Source organism: Robertmurraya korlensis, assembly GCF_023715225.1.
Taxonomy (GTDB): domain Bacteria; phylum Bacillota; class Bacilli; order Bacillales; family Cytobacillaceae; genus Robertmurraya_A.
This window is the reverse complement of the sequence record NZ_JAMBNS010000023.1, coordinates 1-16,162: the sequence shown is the minus strand read 5'-3', so window position 1 is coordinate 16,162 and position 16,162 is coordinate 1. Positions and strand designations below refer to the sequence as shown.

Sequence of the window (16,162 nt, the reverse complement as noted above, 5' to 3'; positions counted from 1 at the left end):
TTTGGAGTCCTCCTTGGTTAACTAAGTTAGGGGTCATTTCGGCACACGATTTGACACCCCGTATCATACCAAGAGGGCTCTTTTTTGTTCAAGTCCCCGAAAATCCTTCTAACAGGAATGCTCCTTTTATATAAAAAAGGATCTTATCTTGTTCTACAAACTTTACTAAGTAAACTCTGGGAGTATTGGTCAATGAAAGTAATGGAGAATAGGGATAACTCAAAAACAATGAAAGAGATAGAGAATAAGGTTGACACAATGATTAACATGTATCGTCTAAAATTATATGATACTGCTATGCGCAACGGTTATACAGATCCGGAAACGGTCGCATGTAGTCAGGAACTTGATAAGTGGATATTACTGGGGCAGAAGTGAATGTAAGCTTTTGTGTAGTGTCACCATATTTAGAGACATTTTTACAAATATATGAAAAACCAGCTTGGTGTTTAGCGTTATTGTCATTTTGTAAAATGATAAGGTTTTTCTTGGTTAATGTTAGATTTATGTGTTAAAAAAATTAATGTTAGTAAAGGTACAGTTAAATAAAAGGATAAATAACACTCTATGGGAGGACGAATTTTATGGATTTTGTATTTTTAATCGGAAGAGTTTTATATGCACTCATTTTTATTTTAGCAGGAATTGGCCATCTTAAAGATTTCAATCACACAGTTGAGATGACAAAGAAGTTTAGAGCTCCTTTTCCGAGATTGTCAGCAGCTACTATGAGTATTATTGCAGTGTTAGGTGGAATAAGCGTCGCTTTTGGATTTTATGCAAAAATTGGAGCACTTCTTCTATTTATTTTCTTAATTCCAACTACTTTCTTTGTCCACCGTTTTTGGGGAATAGCTGATAAACAACAACGTTCAATGCAACTTGTGCATTTTAATAAGAATTTATCTCTCTTAGGAGTAACGCTAATGTTGATGTATTTAGGCTCTGGTCCCTTCAGTTTAGAATAGTGGTATACAAGAGTTCCCAAAAAATAATAAAATTTATTGAAATTAAGTAGAAGCTGACAATTATTAAAAAATATAATTTAATTGAGAACTTCAAAAACCTTGAAATGCTGTCTAGCTTAAAGTGAGTATTAATCCTAAGAGGGTTAATACTCTTTTTATATTTATATTAAAGATATCAGTAAATTCCCCCTACGAATGAGAGGGAATCGATCATATGTAACCTTTTAACGCTAATTATTGATCGAGCCAAACTATTAATACAAAGTAGTTAATGCTCGAATTATTTACGACAAAAAGTAACATTGATAAAATGAAACCACAATATAAATGATAATTATTATCATTTATATTCTAAGGAAAAATGGAGAATGTGGTATGTTACTACAAAATAAGAAACGGGGAAGAAGGGGTACCCTCAATTGTCAATGCATCTAATAAATTTTGGTAATGTACATGTTTGGTAAAGACAACAAGGCGTTGTTTGTTGAATCTCCTATGTGCAATAAAGGAACAACCAGAAGGCTATCAGCCAGAGCAATCGAGAAAATGATTGAAAAATACGTAGCTAAGGAATCTGTAAAAGAACAAATAAACTACGTATATCCTGAGAATAAAGAAAAAGTATTTACTGAAACTGTAGATCAATTTTATGAGGCATTAAGGAAAAGGAGTTATCCAGTTCATCAGGAGTCTTATAGAAAACATTATGACTTTTACTAAAAACATAAGAATAAACTTGGAAACATGGATAATGCTCTTTTTAAAGACCTACCCGATGCATCAGTTAATTTTAGAAAAAAGGTACTGTTTCATGAGGTAGAAAAATTTAATTATATAACTTGGTATGGAAATGGTATTCTTCCTAAAAGGAAGGGGGTAATTTTATAATTTTCATTTTTCTAGTTTACATAATATCTATTATACACAGTTCTATGATGAGAGACGGTATAAGTCTCAATAGCTAAGTATACTTAAAATAGTGAGACGAAATTTTGATTTTTACTGAGACACTGATATAATTCTAAACTGTCTTGTAGCAAATTCAAACTGTTGGTTAACTGGATTATATATTGGTTTAGTTTATTATTTAGAGTTTGATCATTGTTTTATAACTTTCAGCTACTAGCGATCATTATTAGTTTCTATCCAGTTCTCTTTATTATTAATTAGTTTACATAATATTATTATATGCAACTTATCTCTTCAAAAAACACTCAGTAAAATGACTCAGCGTTTTTTTAACTTGCTATAAATACAATTTGCGTGATTGCTGCTATTCCTATTTAGTGCCTGTATTTTCAATAATTATTACAATCCCACCCACCATTGAGCTTCCCTTTTATTCGATTAAAAAGTGAAAAGTCTGCTCAAAACAAAAAACCTAACGGAATGTCAGGTTTGACGGTTAAACAACTCGCTGTTGTAGGGCGGTTGTTAAATAATATCTAGGAGTGCCGAAGTACATGTATTGGTTATATTGTGGGTAGGAAGACTCGAATTGTATATATATGGGTGAGTCTAATAACCATGGATAACTTTGATAGAATTTTTGGTCACCATATACCATTGCTGTTAACGCTAATGGTAGCTCTTTTTGGAAAATGTGAAAGCGAACCAGCGCATAATTTTCGTCAAATTCTCCGTTACTTACATATACTTTCCCTAATAATGTGTATTGACCCATGACAGGTTTCCACTCTGCCAACACTTCATCTCGAAATTTGCTATTAATGGCATCAAAATCGTAGCAAAATCCAATAGTTAAAAATAACTCACCTGTTGCGTCTGAGTGCGTTAAGGTATATTTTCTCTCATCTACAGGTTTAAAGGGTGTTGCTGGTGGAAAGTATGTCACATTTAACATAGATGGATCAAACTTACTCATGTAAGCCTCACTCCCCTGGATGATGAAATAGTACTTACTACTGTATTTTATGTGATTGAATGTTAAATGTGACAACAGCCTATTTTTTCTTCTTCGTTGTATTTTTACGTAACTCCATAACATTCGTATCAAGGAGCTTCCATTTCCCGTTTTCATACAACCAAGAGGACTCCACATACGCAATCGAATCTGCATTGTAGGCGCCGCTAATTCGTTGTGAACCTTTTAAGCCTATCTGATTCCCAGACACTTTAACGGGTTTTAAAGTTCCAAACGGAAGTACCATGAGTTCTGCAGGTTCATTTAGTTTCCCGTTATGATATAATCCAAGTCGTTCATAATCTTTTGCTCTATCTCTTAAGTCAAACTGATATGACTCATTGGTATTTTCTATAGTCATATTGGCTTTATATCCATTTAGAAAAGAAGTTTGAATAACCAGTGGTTCAGGTACAGTTATATCGGTTAACAAATCATTCTTTACTGTATATAAATAATGATTTGTTAATCCTCCGCTACCTCCCGTGTTAACCGCTAGAAATAAGTCTTTTATGCCATCATTGTTCAAATCTTTGAAGTCTATCCGTGGTTCGTACCCACCTTCGAGATTGATTTTATGGCTTTTTCCAGTTGCCGAAAGGACTTCCAATGTGATGGTACGTAAAAAGATCGCACCTTCCTCAAATGGCTCACCCTTCACATATATCGTATCAAGCTTTCCATCTCCAGTAACATCCATTTGTTCTTTTACTATGACATTTTCAAGCATGTTAGCTTCCTCTACTGCGTATACACCTGTTATCGCGGACAGCGACATAAAAAAGAAGGCAGCAAAAGCAAACAATAGCTCTTTCTTCATTTAGAATTCCTCCCTGAGCAAATATCAGTATTTTATTTTGCCCAGAAGTGGAAAAAAGATGTAGAAAAAACAAATTTAACAAAAAATTAGTTTGCTAAATGTTTAATAAGTCCAGGTAACCAATCGGATAGATTACTAAAACGAAACCCAAGCTCACGGGCCTTAGTGTTACTCATATTCCAGGTGTTTTCAATACCGTATGGTGAGTGTTCAGACGGATCAAATGTATTTGGGAGAAAGGCCTTTTTGCCAACCTCTTCTTCAATAAGTGCCATCAAATCTGCCATTGATATCTCCTTGTTTGCACACGCATTGATGGGGCCAGTAAAGTTTTGCTCACTCACCCAGACAAGAAAGTTGCCGGCCTCCTTTTGATGAATGAATCCCATTTTGGCTTGTAAGTTTGGAAATCCGATCACACCCCCTTCTTTTGCTCGGTTAATATGTAGAAGTAAACGTTCCGTATAATCATGCTCTCCGAGAACAATAGGAATTCTAACAGCAATCACAGGAAAGGCTGCCTCCTGAAAAAATACCGCCTCCGCTTGTCTTTTTCCTTCCTGATAAGTTACTTTGTCTGGCGGTATGTTAGAAATCGGAAATGAATATGGATCAAAATCTGCTTTTCCCACATTTTCAGCATAGTCATAAACTGACATTGTGGAAGTAAAAATATATGTATGAGTTTTGTCTGTTAGTGCCCGAATAGCAATTCTCGCATCTCTGCGTTAAAGCAAATTTGATCAAATACAACGTCCCAAGTTCTCCCGTTTACAGCTTCCTTCAAAGAATCTAAATCAAATCGGTCAACCTTGAGAGTTTCAACCTTATTTCCAAAAGGAATTTCACTGTTTTGTCTTGTCGCGACCGTGACTTTTACCCCTTTATTAAGCAACTCATGAACTAAATTTACTCCGAAAAACCTTGTTCCTCCCAAAACTAAAGCCGTTTTCATTTGATTTCCTCCCCCTCAACATTACTTGTAACTTATTTATATATATTCAATCACAACTCCCTATTCACCTTTTTGTCCTTTTGTTAAAATTAGGTAAGATTCCTAGAAAGGAAGAGATATATGCTGAAAAAATTTACTCCCCCCTTTTCAAATGAGATTTATGAGCAGTTATCACTATGGGTATCTCAGCAACAAAATGTGCGTGGTATTAACATAGAAGTACCGATGAATCTCACTTCTGTGATAGAGGAGGAAGATGGTTCTCCATATTATATATATATCATGTATGAAGAGGATAAAATAACAGCTGCTGCGTCGGTGGTTGATATATTAAAAACAAAAGATTATGAGATTGGTTTTGCTGCTAGTAATGAACAAATGGCAAAAGGTTTGATTAGTACAGTTCACCAAGACTTACGATCACTCTTCCCTACCACCCTCACTGCGGTAATAGATCAAAGAGCAACACATGAGAAACATGCTTTATTGGAGTTGGGGGCAAATAATGAGGTGAGTGAAGCACAATTAATGGTTTCTCAATTAAGTGGTAAGAAACCTGCTGTTCCAATTGAACTGTTGGAGTATCATTCTAGTCGTCACCATGACTATCGAGATGTATTAATGGAGAGTTTTGGTGATGAAGTAGAAGAAACGGAAGCTATTATTCAATTATCACTCTCACAGCCAAGTAGGACACTTTACGGTATTCATGTAGATGGGGAATTAGTTGGAACAATCAATCTTATTCGCTCAGATGATGCCTTTATTACAGCGCTTACGGTTCGTCCCACACATCAGAAGAAAGGAATCGGACGAGCTGCTTTACATGAAGCAGTAAACATGCTTTTTGAAGAAGGCTATCAGTCAGTTTCCCTCGATGTAGAAATTAAGAATACACATGCACTCCAGCTGTACGAAGAAGTTGGCTTTCATATTCAATCCATATTTGAGTTTTTTAGACTGTAAAAACATCTAAAAAAAATCAAGCTCAGAGATCGTTTCTCTAAGCTTGATTTTTTTTTATTATATAACGTTTAGGCATTTGTAGCTTCGTTAGTTTCTCTTTTAGCAACCGACCATATAGTCTTTGCTTTCCCAGAATCGGTTTCATCAATAATAAATGATCCGTTCGAGTAACGGTCATTATGTCTTAAATCAGAAGCACGTACTTCCTCGATATGACCTTTTTCTGTATTCACAAAGATTTGGTCTTGTTCACTAACGATGACTGCACCAATCACTCGGTGTGGGTTTGCCTTTAATTCTCTTAGCATGACCACTCCACGCTTGGCACGTGAAGTGATTTCAAATTCATCTAACTTCATCTTCTTGATTGCTCCGCGCTGTGTCACAATCACAATGCTTTGAGAACGAGGATCATCGACAATTTTACCAGCTGTTAGATAATCGCCATCCTTAAGGTTAATTCCCTTTACACCTGCAGCTCTAGCACCAACTATGCTTACCTCATCTTCAGCGAAACGTAACCCGTACCCTAAATGAGTCGCTAATAGCAACTCCTTCGTACCATCCGTTTCGTGAACATCCAGTACTTCGTCGTCATCCTTTACATTAATCGCTACGAGTGGCTTCGAATATCTTTGAGCTTTATATGCCTTCAGTTCGGTTTTCTTAACCATTCCATTTTTCGTAATGAACAACAAGAACGCTTCCTTTTCAAAGTCTTTAACAGGGAGTACTCTAATAATCGTTTCGTTACGATCAATTGGAACAAGATTTGCAATATGTTGTCCGAGGTCCTTCCAGCGAATATCAGGAAGTTCATGCACAGGGCAATATAAATAATTTCCTTTATTTGTAAATAATAGAACCACATCGGTTGTGTTCATATCAAGCTGTGCGAGTAATTGGTCGGAATCCTTCATGCCAAAATCCTGACCATTCGAAGCAGCATACGACCTAGGGCTAGTACGTTTAATATAGCCTTCCTTCGTCACAGTAACAATCACATCTTCGCTTGCGACCATTACTTCAAGATTGATCTTAATTTCTTCAATCTCCGCTTCAATAATGGTACGACGTTGATCGGCAAAGCGTTTTCGAACATCCTTTAACTCTTTTTTAATCACAGAAAGCAGCTTGCTTTCACTCTCTAAAATAGCAGTAAGTTCATCTATTTTCTTAGCAAGTTCATCTGCTTCGTTTTGAAGAGCAGTAATATCTGTGTTTGTTAAGCGGTAAAGCTGTAATGAAACGATTGCTTCGGATTGTGCTTCGGTAAAGCCAAACTTCATAATCAAGTTGTCTTTTGCATCACGCTTGTCTTTTGACCCACGAATCGTTTGGATGACTTCATCTAGGATGGATAATGCTTTCATTAATCCAGCTACGATATGTTGGCGGTCCTTCGCCTTCTGTAAATCAAATTGAGAGCGTCTTGTGACTACTTCCTTTTGGTGCTCAATATACGCATCCAGAAGCTGTGTCAGTCCCATGAGCATCGGACGGCGATGATGAATAGCAACCATATTAAAGTTGTATGCAATTTGAAGGTCTGTGTTCTTATATAAATAGTTTAGTACACCTTCAGCATCTGCTTCTTTTTTTAATTCAATCACGATACGAAGGCCGGTACGGTCCGTTTCGTCACGAACCTCAGACATTCCTTCTATTTTACGGTCTAAGCGGAATTCATCCATCTTTTTCACAAGATTTGCTTTGTTCACTTCAAAAGGAATTTCTGTAATTACGATTTGCTGCTTACCGCCACGAACCGTTTCAATTTCTGCTTTCCCGCGAACAATGATTTTCCCTTTGCCTGTTTCGTAAGCCTTTTTTATTCCGTCTATCCCTTGAATGATTCCACCAGTTGGAAAGTCAGGTCCTTTAATCACAGTCATTAAATCATCAACCGTACAATGGGGTTGATCCATCCTCATGAAGACACCATCGATAATCTCGTTTAAATGATGAGGTGGGATTTCTGTTGCATATCCTGCAGAAATACCTGTAGAACCATTGACAAGAAGGTTAGGGAACATAGCTGGAAGAACGGTCGGTTCATTTGCTGTATCATCAAAGTTTGGTACGAAATCGACGGTTCTTTTGTCAATATCGCGCAATAATTCCGACGAAATTGCACTTAAACGTGCTTCCGTATAACGCATCGCAGCTGGTGGATCACCATCGATGCTCCCGTTGTTTCCATGCATTTCAACAAGAAGATTACGTAGCTTCCAGTCTTGGCTCATACGAACCATTGCATCGTACACCGAAGAATCTCCGTGTGGGTGATAGTTACCAATTACATTACCGACTGTTTTGGCTGATTTACGGAAGCCTTTATCGTTTGTGTTACCTTCCACATGCATCGCATAAAGAATACGTCTTTGTACTGGTTTTAGGCCGTCCCTTGCGTCAGGTAAGGCACGGTCTTGAATGATATATTTACTGTATCTTCCGAAGCGATCACCAATAACCTCTTCAAGTGGTAAATCGCGAAACTTTTCCGTCAAACTCACTATTCAGTAACCTCCTCAGCAACAGAAATATTTTCATTTTCTAAAATACTTCCGTCTTCCTCTAAACCGAAGGCTACATGTGTTTCAATCCACTTTCGGCGAGGCTCAACCTTATCGCCCATTAATGTAGTCACACGACGTTCTGCTCGAGCAGCATCATCAATGCGCACACGAATTAATGTTCTCGTATCAGGATTCATAGTTGTATCCCAAAGCTGGTCAGCGTTCATCTCGCCTAGTCCCTTGTAACGTTGAATCATATAACCCTTACCAACCTTTTTAATGGCTGATTGTAAATCGTCGTCACTCCATGCGTACTCAATAATTTCTTTCTTACCTGTTCCTTTACTAACTTTGTAAAGTGGTGGGAGGGCGATGAATACTCTTCCAGCTTCCAGAAGTGGTTTCATATAACGATAAAAGAATGTAAGAAGAAGAACTTGGATATGAGCCCCGTCGGTGTCGGCATCGGTCATTATGACAACTTTATCGTAATTGATATCGTCAATATTAAAATCTGCACCTATTCCACCACCGATCGCATGGATGATGGTATTAATCTCTTCATTTTTGAATATATCCTGTAACTTTGCTTTTTCTGTATTGATAACTTTCCCTCTTAGTGGAAGAATCGCTTGAAAACGACGGTCACGACCTTGTTTAGCAGAGCCTCCAGCAGAGTCACCCTCAACGAGGTAAAGCTCATTCTTCTGAGGATTTCTAGATTGGGCAGGTGTTAACTTCCCTGATAAAACAGCCTCAGATCGTTTTCTTTTCTTCCCGCTACGCGCTTCTTCTCTAGCTTTACGAGCGGCTTCACGAGCTTGATACGCTTTAATCGCTTTACGTATCAATAACGTACTGGTCTCAGGGTTTTCTTCTAAAAAGTAAGAAAGATACTCAGATACAACCGAGTCTACTGCAGAACGTGCTTCACTCGTTCCAAGCTTTCCTTTTGTTTGTCCCTCGAATTGTAGAAGTTCTTCTGGAACACGTACGGAAATAATCGCTGCAAATCCTTCTCGAATATCCGCTCCGTCAAGGTTTTTATCTTTTTCTTTTAACAGACCAATTTTGCGTGCATATTCATTAAACACACGAGTCATGGCTGTTTTTGCACCAGCCTCGTGGGTTCCACCGTCTTTTGTACGAACATTATTGACGAAGGAAAGAACATTTTCCGAATATCCATCGTTAAATTGGAACGCGTAATCTACTTCAATTCCACCGCTCGTCCCTTCGAAGCTGATGACTGGATGTAAGACGTCCTTCTCCTCGTTCAAATATTGAACAAACGCTTCAATCCCGTTTTCGTAATGAAAAATCTCATGGAAGTCATTACGGTCGTCAATAATTTCTATTTTCATGCCTTTTAAAAGAAAGGCAGATTCTCTCAAACGTTCACACAAGGTTTCATAATTGTAGGTTGTCGTCGAAAAAATGGACGCATCCGGCTTAAAGTGGATCGTCGTTCCTGTTTGATTCGTTTTACCTACTTTCTCTAAAGTAGTCACAGGTTTTCCGCCGTTTTCAAAACGCTGCTCGTAAACAAAGCCGTCTCGCTTAATCTTTACCACAAGCCATTCGCTCAGTGCATTTACAACCGATGCACCTACACCGTGTAGCCCACCACTTGTTTTATAACCACCTTGACCAAATTTTCCCCCTGCGTGAAGAACGGTTAAGATGACCTCAGGAGTGGGTTTTCCCATTTTATGCATTCCAGTTGGCATACCACGCCCTTTGTCTTGCACACTTATGGAGTTATCTTTGTGTATTTTTACAATAATCTGGTCTCCATGACCTGCTAATGCTTCATCGACTGAGTTATCTACAATTTCATACACCAAATGGTGAAGCCCTCGTGAATCTGTACTACCAATGTACATTCCTGGGCGTTTTCGAACCGCATCTAACCCCTCTAGTACCTGAATGGCATCATCGTTGTATTCAAACGTTCCTTGATTTTTTGCCACGTACAATACCCCTTTCCTTCCGTGCCAGCTACATGTCTCTATCTATGTAATGGACCTGAACGTCTTATACCTATTCGTTCTTACAAGTAAATTATCCTTTAAATATTATGAAACGAAACGTTAAGAACAAATGTTCTCGTCTCGTATTTTATCACATTTTTTAAGACACCTATGCTTTATTGTATATATTTCTTTTGATTTGGCAAATGGATATTTTAAAAAGAAAAGTATTTTAGACGAATATTCTTCGATTATAGAAATGTTTATAAAGCCTATGATAAAAAGAAAAACACCCTAATCCTAATGACTAGAGTGAAGGAGAAAAAATTATTTTGTCAAAGCATGTTCTACTTTAATGCATCGATTCATCACGACAGTGTAGCCTTTGCTTTTTAAAAATTCGTAAGCTTCTTCATTTTCTAATCCTAACTGTGCCCAAAAAACATCCGCATCGATTTGATCGAACTCTTTTGCCACCTCTGGTAGAAATTCAGATCTTCTAAATACATTCACAATGTCTACATGGCCTTCAATATCAGTCAATTTGGCTACGGCCTTAATACCAAACACTTCATCTACAGTTGGATTTACAGGAATAATTTCATAACCCGCATTTTTCATAGCTTCAGAAACCATGTAAGAGGTGCGCTCTGGATTATTACTTATTCCAACAACAGCGATTCGCTTTGCCTTTTTTAAGATTTGCCCTAATTCTTCACGGCTTGGATATTCGATTGGCATAAACTCACTCCTCTTAATTTTTGTTTAGTATGCCCTTACATTCTTTAATCATAGCCAATTGAATGATAAAAGGCTAGGAGAAACTCCTAGCCTCGCATTACTTTTTCACTATTTGCTGGTTAAAAGTTTGTAGAGCGGTCCATGCTGTTTCATCACCAAAATATCTAGACCAGCTTGCCACTCCAGCAAGATCATATTTCACCGCTAAATTAGTTCTTGCCGTAAGAGACTGTTCATCTTCAAGCCATACCTTGTAGGTAGTTGCCTTATCGGGAACATAAAGCTCGGCATAATTTTGTCCGCTAGCCGCATCATAGATAGGAGTTAAGTTATTCGTGGTTAACCATTCTTTAATTTGCGCCATGCTTTTGGATTTTGAAGAAACTTCACCACTGTCTTTGATTTCCCATAATCTTGTGTAAAGAGGAATTCCTAAAATCAGCTTTTCATTTGGAACGATTTCCAAGAGCTTTTGAAGGTTTGTCTCAACCCACGGAAGGCTTGCTACACTCCCTGCTTTTGGTGAGGAACCCCAATGTTCGTCATAGGCCATAATCGCAAGATAGTCGACAATTTCTGCAAGCTTATCGCGTTCATAGAAGGCGGACCAATTGCCTTCCGCCATAAAAGTAATGTCCATCGAAACGATTAAGCCTGCTTCATGAAAGTACGGCGTTGCCTCTCGAACAAATTGTGTTACTAGCGGTCCGTCTTCTTCTCGTACATTTTCAATATCAATATTAATTCCGTTCAACTCATATAACTGACTATAATGTAAGAGCTCTCGAATCATCTTCTGTCGTGTCTCATAATCCTTAAAGGCTGAATGGGTAAGGTCGGGATCAAACGCGTTGGAGAATAGTCCCCATACTTGATAGCCCTGGGCCTTTGCCCATTTCGAATACTCGAGAGAAGCAAGGTTTCCGATGCTTCCCGTTTCGTCCTTTAATTCAAACCAGGTTGGAGAAACAACGTTTACCCCGTTCATTTCAGGAATCATAGTAGTATCTGGATTTTTCGTATATACTGCTTCCCAAGTTAGGTTGATCGGTCCTTCAAAGGTTGGAGCATTTACAGCTTCTTTTTCATATTCTACGGCGATGATTTCCTTTTCCTGTGTTTCAATTAAGTCCTTAGATATATATCCAGCAACTCCGTCTATTTTTCTCACAAAATAGAATTCTTCCTTTTCTTCCTCAATCCAAATCTTTTCCCCGTTTGAAACCTCTGTAAAATAAGGAGATTGTAAGGTTGCGTCCGTGCGTAGTCGAAGTTTTTCCTCGTGTACATCCTTATTTGTAATAACGGCATTTTGAAGAGTATCGCCATCCTTTTCAATCCAGATCGCATTTGAGTTTTCTAGTACACGGTAGGTTATAGGGTAATACTGAATGATTGGGTCAAGTGCTACATATAATTGACCTTGTTCATCTACTAAAGGTGGAAATTGAAGCTCCACTGGCTTTTCATTAATAAAATAGGTTAATGACTCTGTAGGCATTTGCACCACTTTATTAGAGGTAGTAATAATGATTGAATTTGATTTTTCATCAAATGCGACACTGTCATCAATATTCTCCTTCAAAAAATCTAATGATACATACACGCTATCTCCGTCTACAATGGCATTTCCTTGTTGTTTCCCTTGAAATAGAACAGGATTTTCTCCCGTGAAGTAGCTTGTTTTTTCGCTTGAAGCAAAAGGATAAAAGAATAATAGAATACTAGAGATAACCACAAGAATAGATGCAATGAGACCTGTGATGATCCATCCTTTTGATACAATCGGTTTTTTCTTATATGTTTCTAGTCGTGCCATGTTTCACTCTCCCTTAGCTTCATCGTACCCGAAAAGATCATCTTTTGAAAAGAGGGTTTCGACATTCCTCCATTTTAGCCTCTAAATATGACGATTGAATTACAAAAAAGTTACGAGAATATAATGGAAAAAACCATTTGTACATGGTTTTTTAAGCAATACATGGTACAATAATAAAACGGTATATGAAGTGTGAAGGAGTATTTGTATGATGGAAATTGCATTAATAGTTATTGTTTCATACCTGCTTGGTTCCATCCCCTCAGGGTTAATTGTTGGAAAAGCCTTTTACGGAATTGATATCCGTGAGCATGGAAGTGGAAATTTAGGTGGAACCAATACGTTTCGTACTTTAGGAAAAAAAGCAGGGATGATTGTTACCGCTGCTGATATCTTAAAAGGTACACTTGCCGCGACCCTTCCGATAATATTTGGAATGGAGAGTCAAATTGACCCTTTAATTGCGGGGATGATTGCGGTTGTTGGACATATGTATCCAGTGTTTGCTAATTTTAAGGGTGGAAAAGCGGTCGCTACATCAGGCGGAGTTCTTTTAGCATGTGCTCCAGTTATGTTTCTTGTGATGGTCGTTGTATTCTTGCTTAGCTTATACATAACGAAATTTGTATCCCTTTCTTCAATCATCGCATCCATTGTAGCTGTGATTTATGCAGTGATAGCAAAGGAACCACTGTTAATTATCGTCGTTTCTCTACTTTCTTTATTTGTTATTTATCGTCATCGAGCAAATATCAAAAGAATTATGAATAAAACAGAACCGAAGATTAAATGGATGTAAGACCCGACAAAGGGTCTTTTTTTTTGCCTAAAATTTTGCAGGTTTTGACTTTTTTAATGAAAAACAAACATATTACGATGAAATTCCCCATATAAATGGAGTAGAAATTACGCTAGATGGGAGATAAGAGAAAATGACGGACGACATGAAAAAGCGTGACACAACGGTTGCTGAAATGGTTCATGAAGTGAGGAATCCTCTAACAACCGTGAAGGGGTTGCTTCAATTATTAAAACCATACTTAGTCATGATAGAAAAAGAACAATATGCGGATCTAGCCATAAGTGAAATCAACCGTGCGAATGAGTTACTTACAGTGTATGCTCATTCAAATACAGCCATTTCTTCAAAACAAAAGCTTGTGTGTGTGAACAAGGTATTGGAGGAAATGAAATTGCTTTTTGAAAGAGAAGCCAATGTATATAGAATTCAATTTTTCACTCATTTCAATCCCGACCTACCTAAGGTAGATGTTTGTCGTAATGAGTTCAAACAAGTACTCGTAAATTTAGTGAAAAATGCGGTTGAATCATTAATGGAGGTTAAAGATAACCGAGTCCGTAAAATTACCTTAGAAACCAATAATCAAGGAAAAAGAATACAAGTATTGGTAAAAGATAACGGTTCTGGTATGGATCAAGCGACCCTTGCACAATTGTTTACTCCCTTCTATACTGAAAAATCTTATGGTACAGGCTTAGGATTATCAATATGTAAAAAGCTTATTGAAAAGCATGATGGACTAATCACCGTCGAAAGTCAACAAAACGTAGGAACCACCTTTCAAATTACCTTACCCACTCCAACAGATGTCGACTAATTGTCATAAGATATAGCCCTTTCAAACGAGATATAAGATACGATAATAGTAAGAAGCTGATTCCTTATGTGAAAGGGTGAGATGTTAAAAATGAAAGAATTTCTACAAGACAAACTTGTTTATACAACTTCAACAGATCACTATGAAGAAGAGGAATTCCCTTTAAATTGGTTTGATGGTACTGGAATGTTAAGAAGGACAAAGGATTTTGATGAATTAATAGATTTATTAGAGGAAATGGATCTGGAAATGAACAAAGACCTTACGGAATATGTGTGAAAAAAGGACCGACAAGAGCATGCTCTCATTGGTCCTTCTTTTTTTGTTGTTACGTTTCTTTGATTAACTCATCTTCAAAGAAAAAAGTATTTGGGTATTCCTGTACAATATAGGAGTATCTTTTCATATTTTTAACATATTGACATTTTGAGATGACGACAGACTCACCAGACACTTTTATGCTTACTTCTTCTCCGCTGTTATATAAATTTTTTTTCATTCTCTCATCCTGTCTCTAATTAAATTTTAATCTTAGAAAATAATGTATTACTCAATTATGACAGTCCTAATTATTTAAATCCAGTTTTTTATGGTTTGGTAAAAATTTTATCACTCTAACAAAGTGGAATATGGTATCTTTATGGAGGTGAATTTTATCAGGAGGAACGACCGATATGACGAATAACATGTTCTCTCTTAGTAAAACTGAGCATAAGGATGAGCGAGTACTTTCCTTTTTGGAAGAAAATGGAGGTAGTCATGCTTCACACTTAATTTTGTTGCGCGATAAAGAGTTATTTTGGGCAGTAGAAGAAAAGGTGTTAATTGCCTATAAAAAAATTTCTAATAAATTGGTAGTATTAGGCGACCCCATTGGTGATGAGGCCTATATGGCTGATGCAATAAAAGAATTTCATGAATACTGTGATAAACTTCGTTTGATACCTGTTTTTTATCAAATCAGTGGCCAATTTATGCACTATTATCACGAAACAGGCTTTTCCTTTATGAAGCTTGGCGAGGAAGGCATTGTGGATGTAAAGAACTTCTCTCTTGCAGGTAAACAAGGGGCGAAGCTTCGTACAAAGTTTAATAAATTTACAAGAGAAAACTTTCATTTTCGAGTGATCACTCCTCCCTATTCTCATACCATTCTTACAGAGCTTCGTGAGATTTCTGAAGAATGGTTAGGCGACCAAAAGGAAAAAGGATTTTCGGTGGTCTCTTTTAGTGAGGAATATGTTTCTTCCTATCCGGTTGCCCTTTTAACGAATGCGGAAGGTCGAGTGGTCGCTTTTGCTACATTAGCAACAGATTATAAAGATACAGTGACGATTGATTTAATGAGAAAAACGTCCAGTTCTTCTTACGGAACAATGGATGTACTTTTTATCCATATTTTTCAATGGGTTAAAGAAAATGGATATCAGTACTGCAGCTTAGGTATGGCCCCGCTTGCCAATGTTGGACAAAGTAAATACTCGATTACTTGTGAAAAATTGATACGTTATATCTTTTTACATGGTAATGCCTTATATAAATTTAAGGGTCTTCAAGAGTTTAAAGGCAAATTTACTTCGAGTTGGGAACCGAAGTATTTGGCATATAAAAAGTCCCCTTTGATTTTTGTGATAATTCAATTGATTCTATTAATCAATCAACCTCCTTTATCAACGAAGACAAAAGAGGTTGTAGGAAAACTGAAATATTTAATTAAGAAAGCTGTGTAAGATAAACTGGCACCTTTGTCAAGGACACTATAAAAAAAGAGACTAAGCAGCTAAAAGATGATTCCTAAATTGAATAGGAGTCATCTTTTTTAAATTCCATTGATAACGATAGTTGTTATAGTAAACCA

General features: G+C 37.1%; 18 protein-coding genes. 8 read left to right on the top strand and 10 right to left on the bottom strand.

Annotation, left to right across the window (positions count from 1 at the left end):
* Positions 1-84: 84 nt before the first annotated feature.
* The 3 genes from M3175_RS23795 (at position 85) to M3175_RS23785 (ending at position 1,688) form a co-directional block, all read left to right on the top strand.
* On the top strand, positions 85-378 hold the full coding sequence (locus M3175_RS23795; RefSeq protein ID WP_251524366.1) for an aspartyl-phosphate phosphatase Spo0E family protein: 294 nt from the start codon (positions 85-87) through the stop codon (positions 376-378).
* A 206-nt stretch (positions 379-584) separates the two neighbouring features.
* Positions 585-968 (top strand): DoxX family protein, encoded by a 384-nt coding sequence (locus tag M3175_RS23790; RefSeq protein WP_251524364.1) that lies wholly within the window; start codon positions 585-587, stop codon positions 966-968.
* 447 nt (positions 969-1,415) lie between these two features.
* Positions 1,416-1,688, top strand: a complete 273-nt coding sequence (locus M3175_RS23785; RefSeq protein ID WP_251524355.1) for a hypothetical protein — start codon at positions 1,416-1,418, stop codon at positions 1,686-1,688.
* Positions 1,689-2,373: 685 nt separating this feature from the next.
* On the opposite strand, the gene M3175_RS23780 is transcribed toward M3175_RS23785, so the two are convergent.
* From M3175_RS23780 to M3175_RS23765, 4 genes are all read right to left on the bottom strand, one after another.
* Positions 2,374-2,853, bottom strand: coding sequence for a staygreen family protein (locus M3175_RS23780; RefSeq protein WP_251524352.1), 480 nt, complete (start codon positions 2,851-2,853; stop codon positions 2,374-2,376).
* A 79-nt stretch (positions 2,854-2,932) separates the two neighbouring features.
* Positions 2,933-3,712 (bottom strand): YybI family spore inner coat protein, encoded by a 780-nt coding sequence (locus M3175_RS23775; protein ID WP_251524350.1) that lies wholly within the window; start codon positions 3,710-3,712, stop codon positions 2,933-2,935.
* 86 nt (positions 3,713-3,798) lie between these two features.
* Entirely contained in the window at positions 3,799-4,371 is a 573-nt protein-coding gene (locus tag M3175_RS23770; protein WP_251524347.1) for a Rossmann-fold NAD(P)-binding domain-containing protein, read from the bottom strand.
* 35 nt (positions 4,372-4,406) lie between these two features.
* Positions 4,407-4,667: an NAD-dependent epimerase/dehydratase family protein gene (locus M3175_RS23765; protein ID WP_251524344.1), complete on the bottom strand. Its 261-nt coding sequence runs from the start codon at positions 4,665-4,667 to the stop codon at positions 4,407-4,409.
* A 120-nt stretch (positions 4,668-4,787) separates the two neighbouring features.
* Between M3175_RS23765 and M3175_RS23760 the strand changes: the two genes are divergently transcribed.
* Positions 4,788-5,633, top strand: a complete 846-nt coding sequence (locus M3175_RS23760) for a GNAT family N-acetyltransferase (protein ID WP_251524341.1) — start codon at positions 4,788-4,790, stop codon at positions 5,631-5,633.
* 68 nt (positions 5,634-5,701) lie between these two features.
* Here the strand turns inward: M3175_RS23760 and parC are convergent, their stop codons facing one another.
* The 4 genes from parC to M3175_RS23740 all read right to left on the bottom strand — a co-directional run bounded on the left by parC (position 5,702) and on the right by M3175_RS23740 (position 12,685).
* Positions 5,702-8,149 (bottom strand): DNA topoisomerase IV subunit A, encoded by a 2,448-nt coding sequence (gene parC / locus M3175_RS23755; RefSeq protein WP_251524337.1) that lies wholly within the window; start codon positions 8,147-8,149, stop codon positions 5,702-5,704.
* A complete protein-coding gene (gene parE, locus M3175_RS23750) occupies positions 8,149-10,125 on the bottom strand; it encodes a DNA topoisomerase IV subunit B (protein ID WP_251524334.1) in 1,977 nt (658 codons plus the stop codon). The genes parC and parE overlap by 1 nt, the downstream gene beginning before the upstream one ends.
* A gap of 327 nt (positions 10,126-10,452) precedes the next feature.
* Complete coding sequence (locus M3175_RS23745; protein WP_251524331.1) at positions 10,453-10,866, bottom strand: CoA-binding protein; 414 nt, start codon at positions 10,864-10,866, stop codon at positions 10,453-10,455.
* A gap of 97 nt (positions 10,867-10,963) precedes the next feature.
* A complete protein-coding gene (locus M3175_RS23740) occupies positions 10,964-12,685 on the bottom strand; it encodes a glycosyl hydrolase family 18 protein (protein ID WP_251524328.1) in 1,722 nt (573 codons plus the stop codon).
* A gap of 211 nt (positions 12,686-12,896) precedes the next feature.
* On the opposite strand from M3175_RS23740, the gene plsY reads away from it, so the two are divergent.
* From plsY to M3175_RS23725, 3 genes are all read left to right on the top strand, one after another.
* On the top strand, positions 12,897-13,484 hold the full coding sequence (plsY, locus tag M3175_RS23735; protein ID WP_251524387.1) for a glycerol-3-phosphate 1-O-acyltransferase PlsY: 588 nt from the start codon (positions 12,897-12,899) through the stop codon (positions 13,482-13,484).
* Positions 13,485-13,617: 133 nt separating this feature from the next.
* A complete protein-coding gene (locus tag M3175_RS23730) occupies positions 13,618-14,304 on the top strand; it encodes a two-component system sensor histidine kinase NtrB (RefSeq protein WP_251524325.1) in 687 nt (228 codons plus the stop codon).
* A gap of 90 nt (positions 14,305-14,394) precedes the next feature.
* On the top strand, positions 14,395-14,583 hold the full coding sequence (locus M3175_RS23725) for a hypothetical protein (RefSeq protein WP_251524305.1): 189 nt from the start codon (positions 14,395-14,397) through the stop codon (positions 14,581-14,583).
* Positions 14,584-14,632: 49 nt separating this feature from the next.
* Here the strand turns inward: M3175_RS23725 and M3175_RS23720 are convergent, their stop codons facing one another.
* The gene (locus M3175_RS23720; RefSeq protein ID WP_251524302.1) at positions 14,633-14,803 is read right to left on the bottom strand and encodes a hypothetical protein; all 171 of its coding nucleotides are present in this window, start codon (positions 14,801-14,803) and stop codon (positions 14,633-14,635) included.
* A gap of 175 nt (positions 14,804-14,978) precedes the next feature.
* Between M3175_RS23720 and M3175_RS23715 the strand changes: the two genes are divergently transcribed.
* A complete protein-coding gene (locus M3175_RS23715) occupies positions 14,979-16,034 on the top strand; it encodes a phosphatidylglycerol lysyltransferase domain-containing protein (protein WP_251524298.1) in 1,056 nt (351 codons plus the stop codon).
* 42 nt (positions 16,035-16,076) lie between these two features.
* Here the strand turns inward: M3175_RS23715 and M3175_RS23710 are convergent.
* The coding region (locus M3175_RS23710; protein WP_251524369.1) for an IS3 family transposase at positions 16,077-16,162 on the bottom strand (86 nt) is incomplete at its 5' end.

Bases quoted from the DNA above. Each gene is read 5' to 3' on its own strand.
- M3175_RS23775 (WP_251524350.1), bottom strand. From the start codon at position 3,712: ATGAAGAAAGAGCTATTGTTTGCTTTTGCTGCCTTCTTTTTTATGTCG.
- M3175_RS23760 (WP_251524341.1), top strand. From the start codon at position 4,788: ATGCTGAAAAAATTTACTCCCCCCTTTTCAAATGAGATTTATGAGCAG.
- M3175_RS23730 (WP_251524325.1), top strand. From the start codon at position 13,618: ATGACGGACGACATGAAAAAGCGTGACACAACGGTTGCTGAAATGGTT.
- M3175_RS23740 (WP_251524328.1), bottom strand. From the start codon at position 12,685: ATGGCACGACTAGAAACATATAAGAAAAAACCGATTGTATCAAAAGGA.
- plsY (WP_251524387.1), top strand. From the start codon at position 12,897: ATGGAAATTGCATTAATAGTTATTGTTTCATACCTGCTTGGTTCCATC.
- M3175_RS23715 (WP_251524298.1), top strand. From the start codon at position 14,979: ATGACGAATAACATGTTCTCTCTTAGTAAAACTGAGCATAAGGATGAG.
- M3175_RS23770 (WP_251524347.1), bottom strand. From the start codon at position 4,371: ATGTCAGTTTATGACTATGCTGAAAATGTGGGAAAAGCAGATTTTGAT.
- M3175_RS23720 (WP_251524302.1), bottom strand. From the start codon at position 14,803: ATGAAAAAAAATTTATATAACAGCGGAGAAGAAGTAAGCATAAAAGTG.
- M3175_RS23765 (WP_251524344.1), bottom strand. From the start codon at position 4,667: ATGAAAACGGCTTTAGTTTTGGGAGGAACAAGGTTTTTCGGAGTAAAT.
- M3175_RS23790 (WP_251524364.1), top strand. From the start codon at position 585: ATGGATTTTGTATTTTTAATCGGAAGAGTTTTATATGCACTCATTTTT.
- M3175_RS23745 (WP_251524331.1), bottom strand. From the start codon at position 10,866: ATGCCAATCGAATATCCAAGCCGTGAAGAATTAGGGCAAATCTTAAAA.
- M3175_RS23785 (WP_251524355.1), top strand. From the start codon at position 1,416: ATGTACATGTTTGGTAAAGACAACAAGGCGTTGTTTGTTGAATCTCCT.
- M3175_RS23780 (WP_251524352.1), bottom strand. From the start codon at position 2,853: ATGAGTAAGTTTGATCCATCTATGTTAAATGTGACATACTTTCCACCA.
- M3175_RS23725 (WP_251524305.1), top strand. From the start codon at position 14,395: ATGAAAGAATTTCTACAAGACAAACTTGTTTATACAACTTCAACAGAT.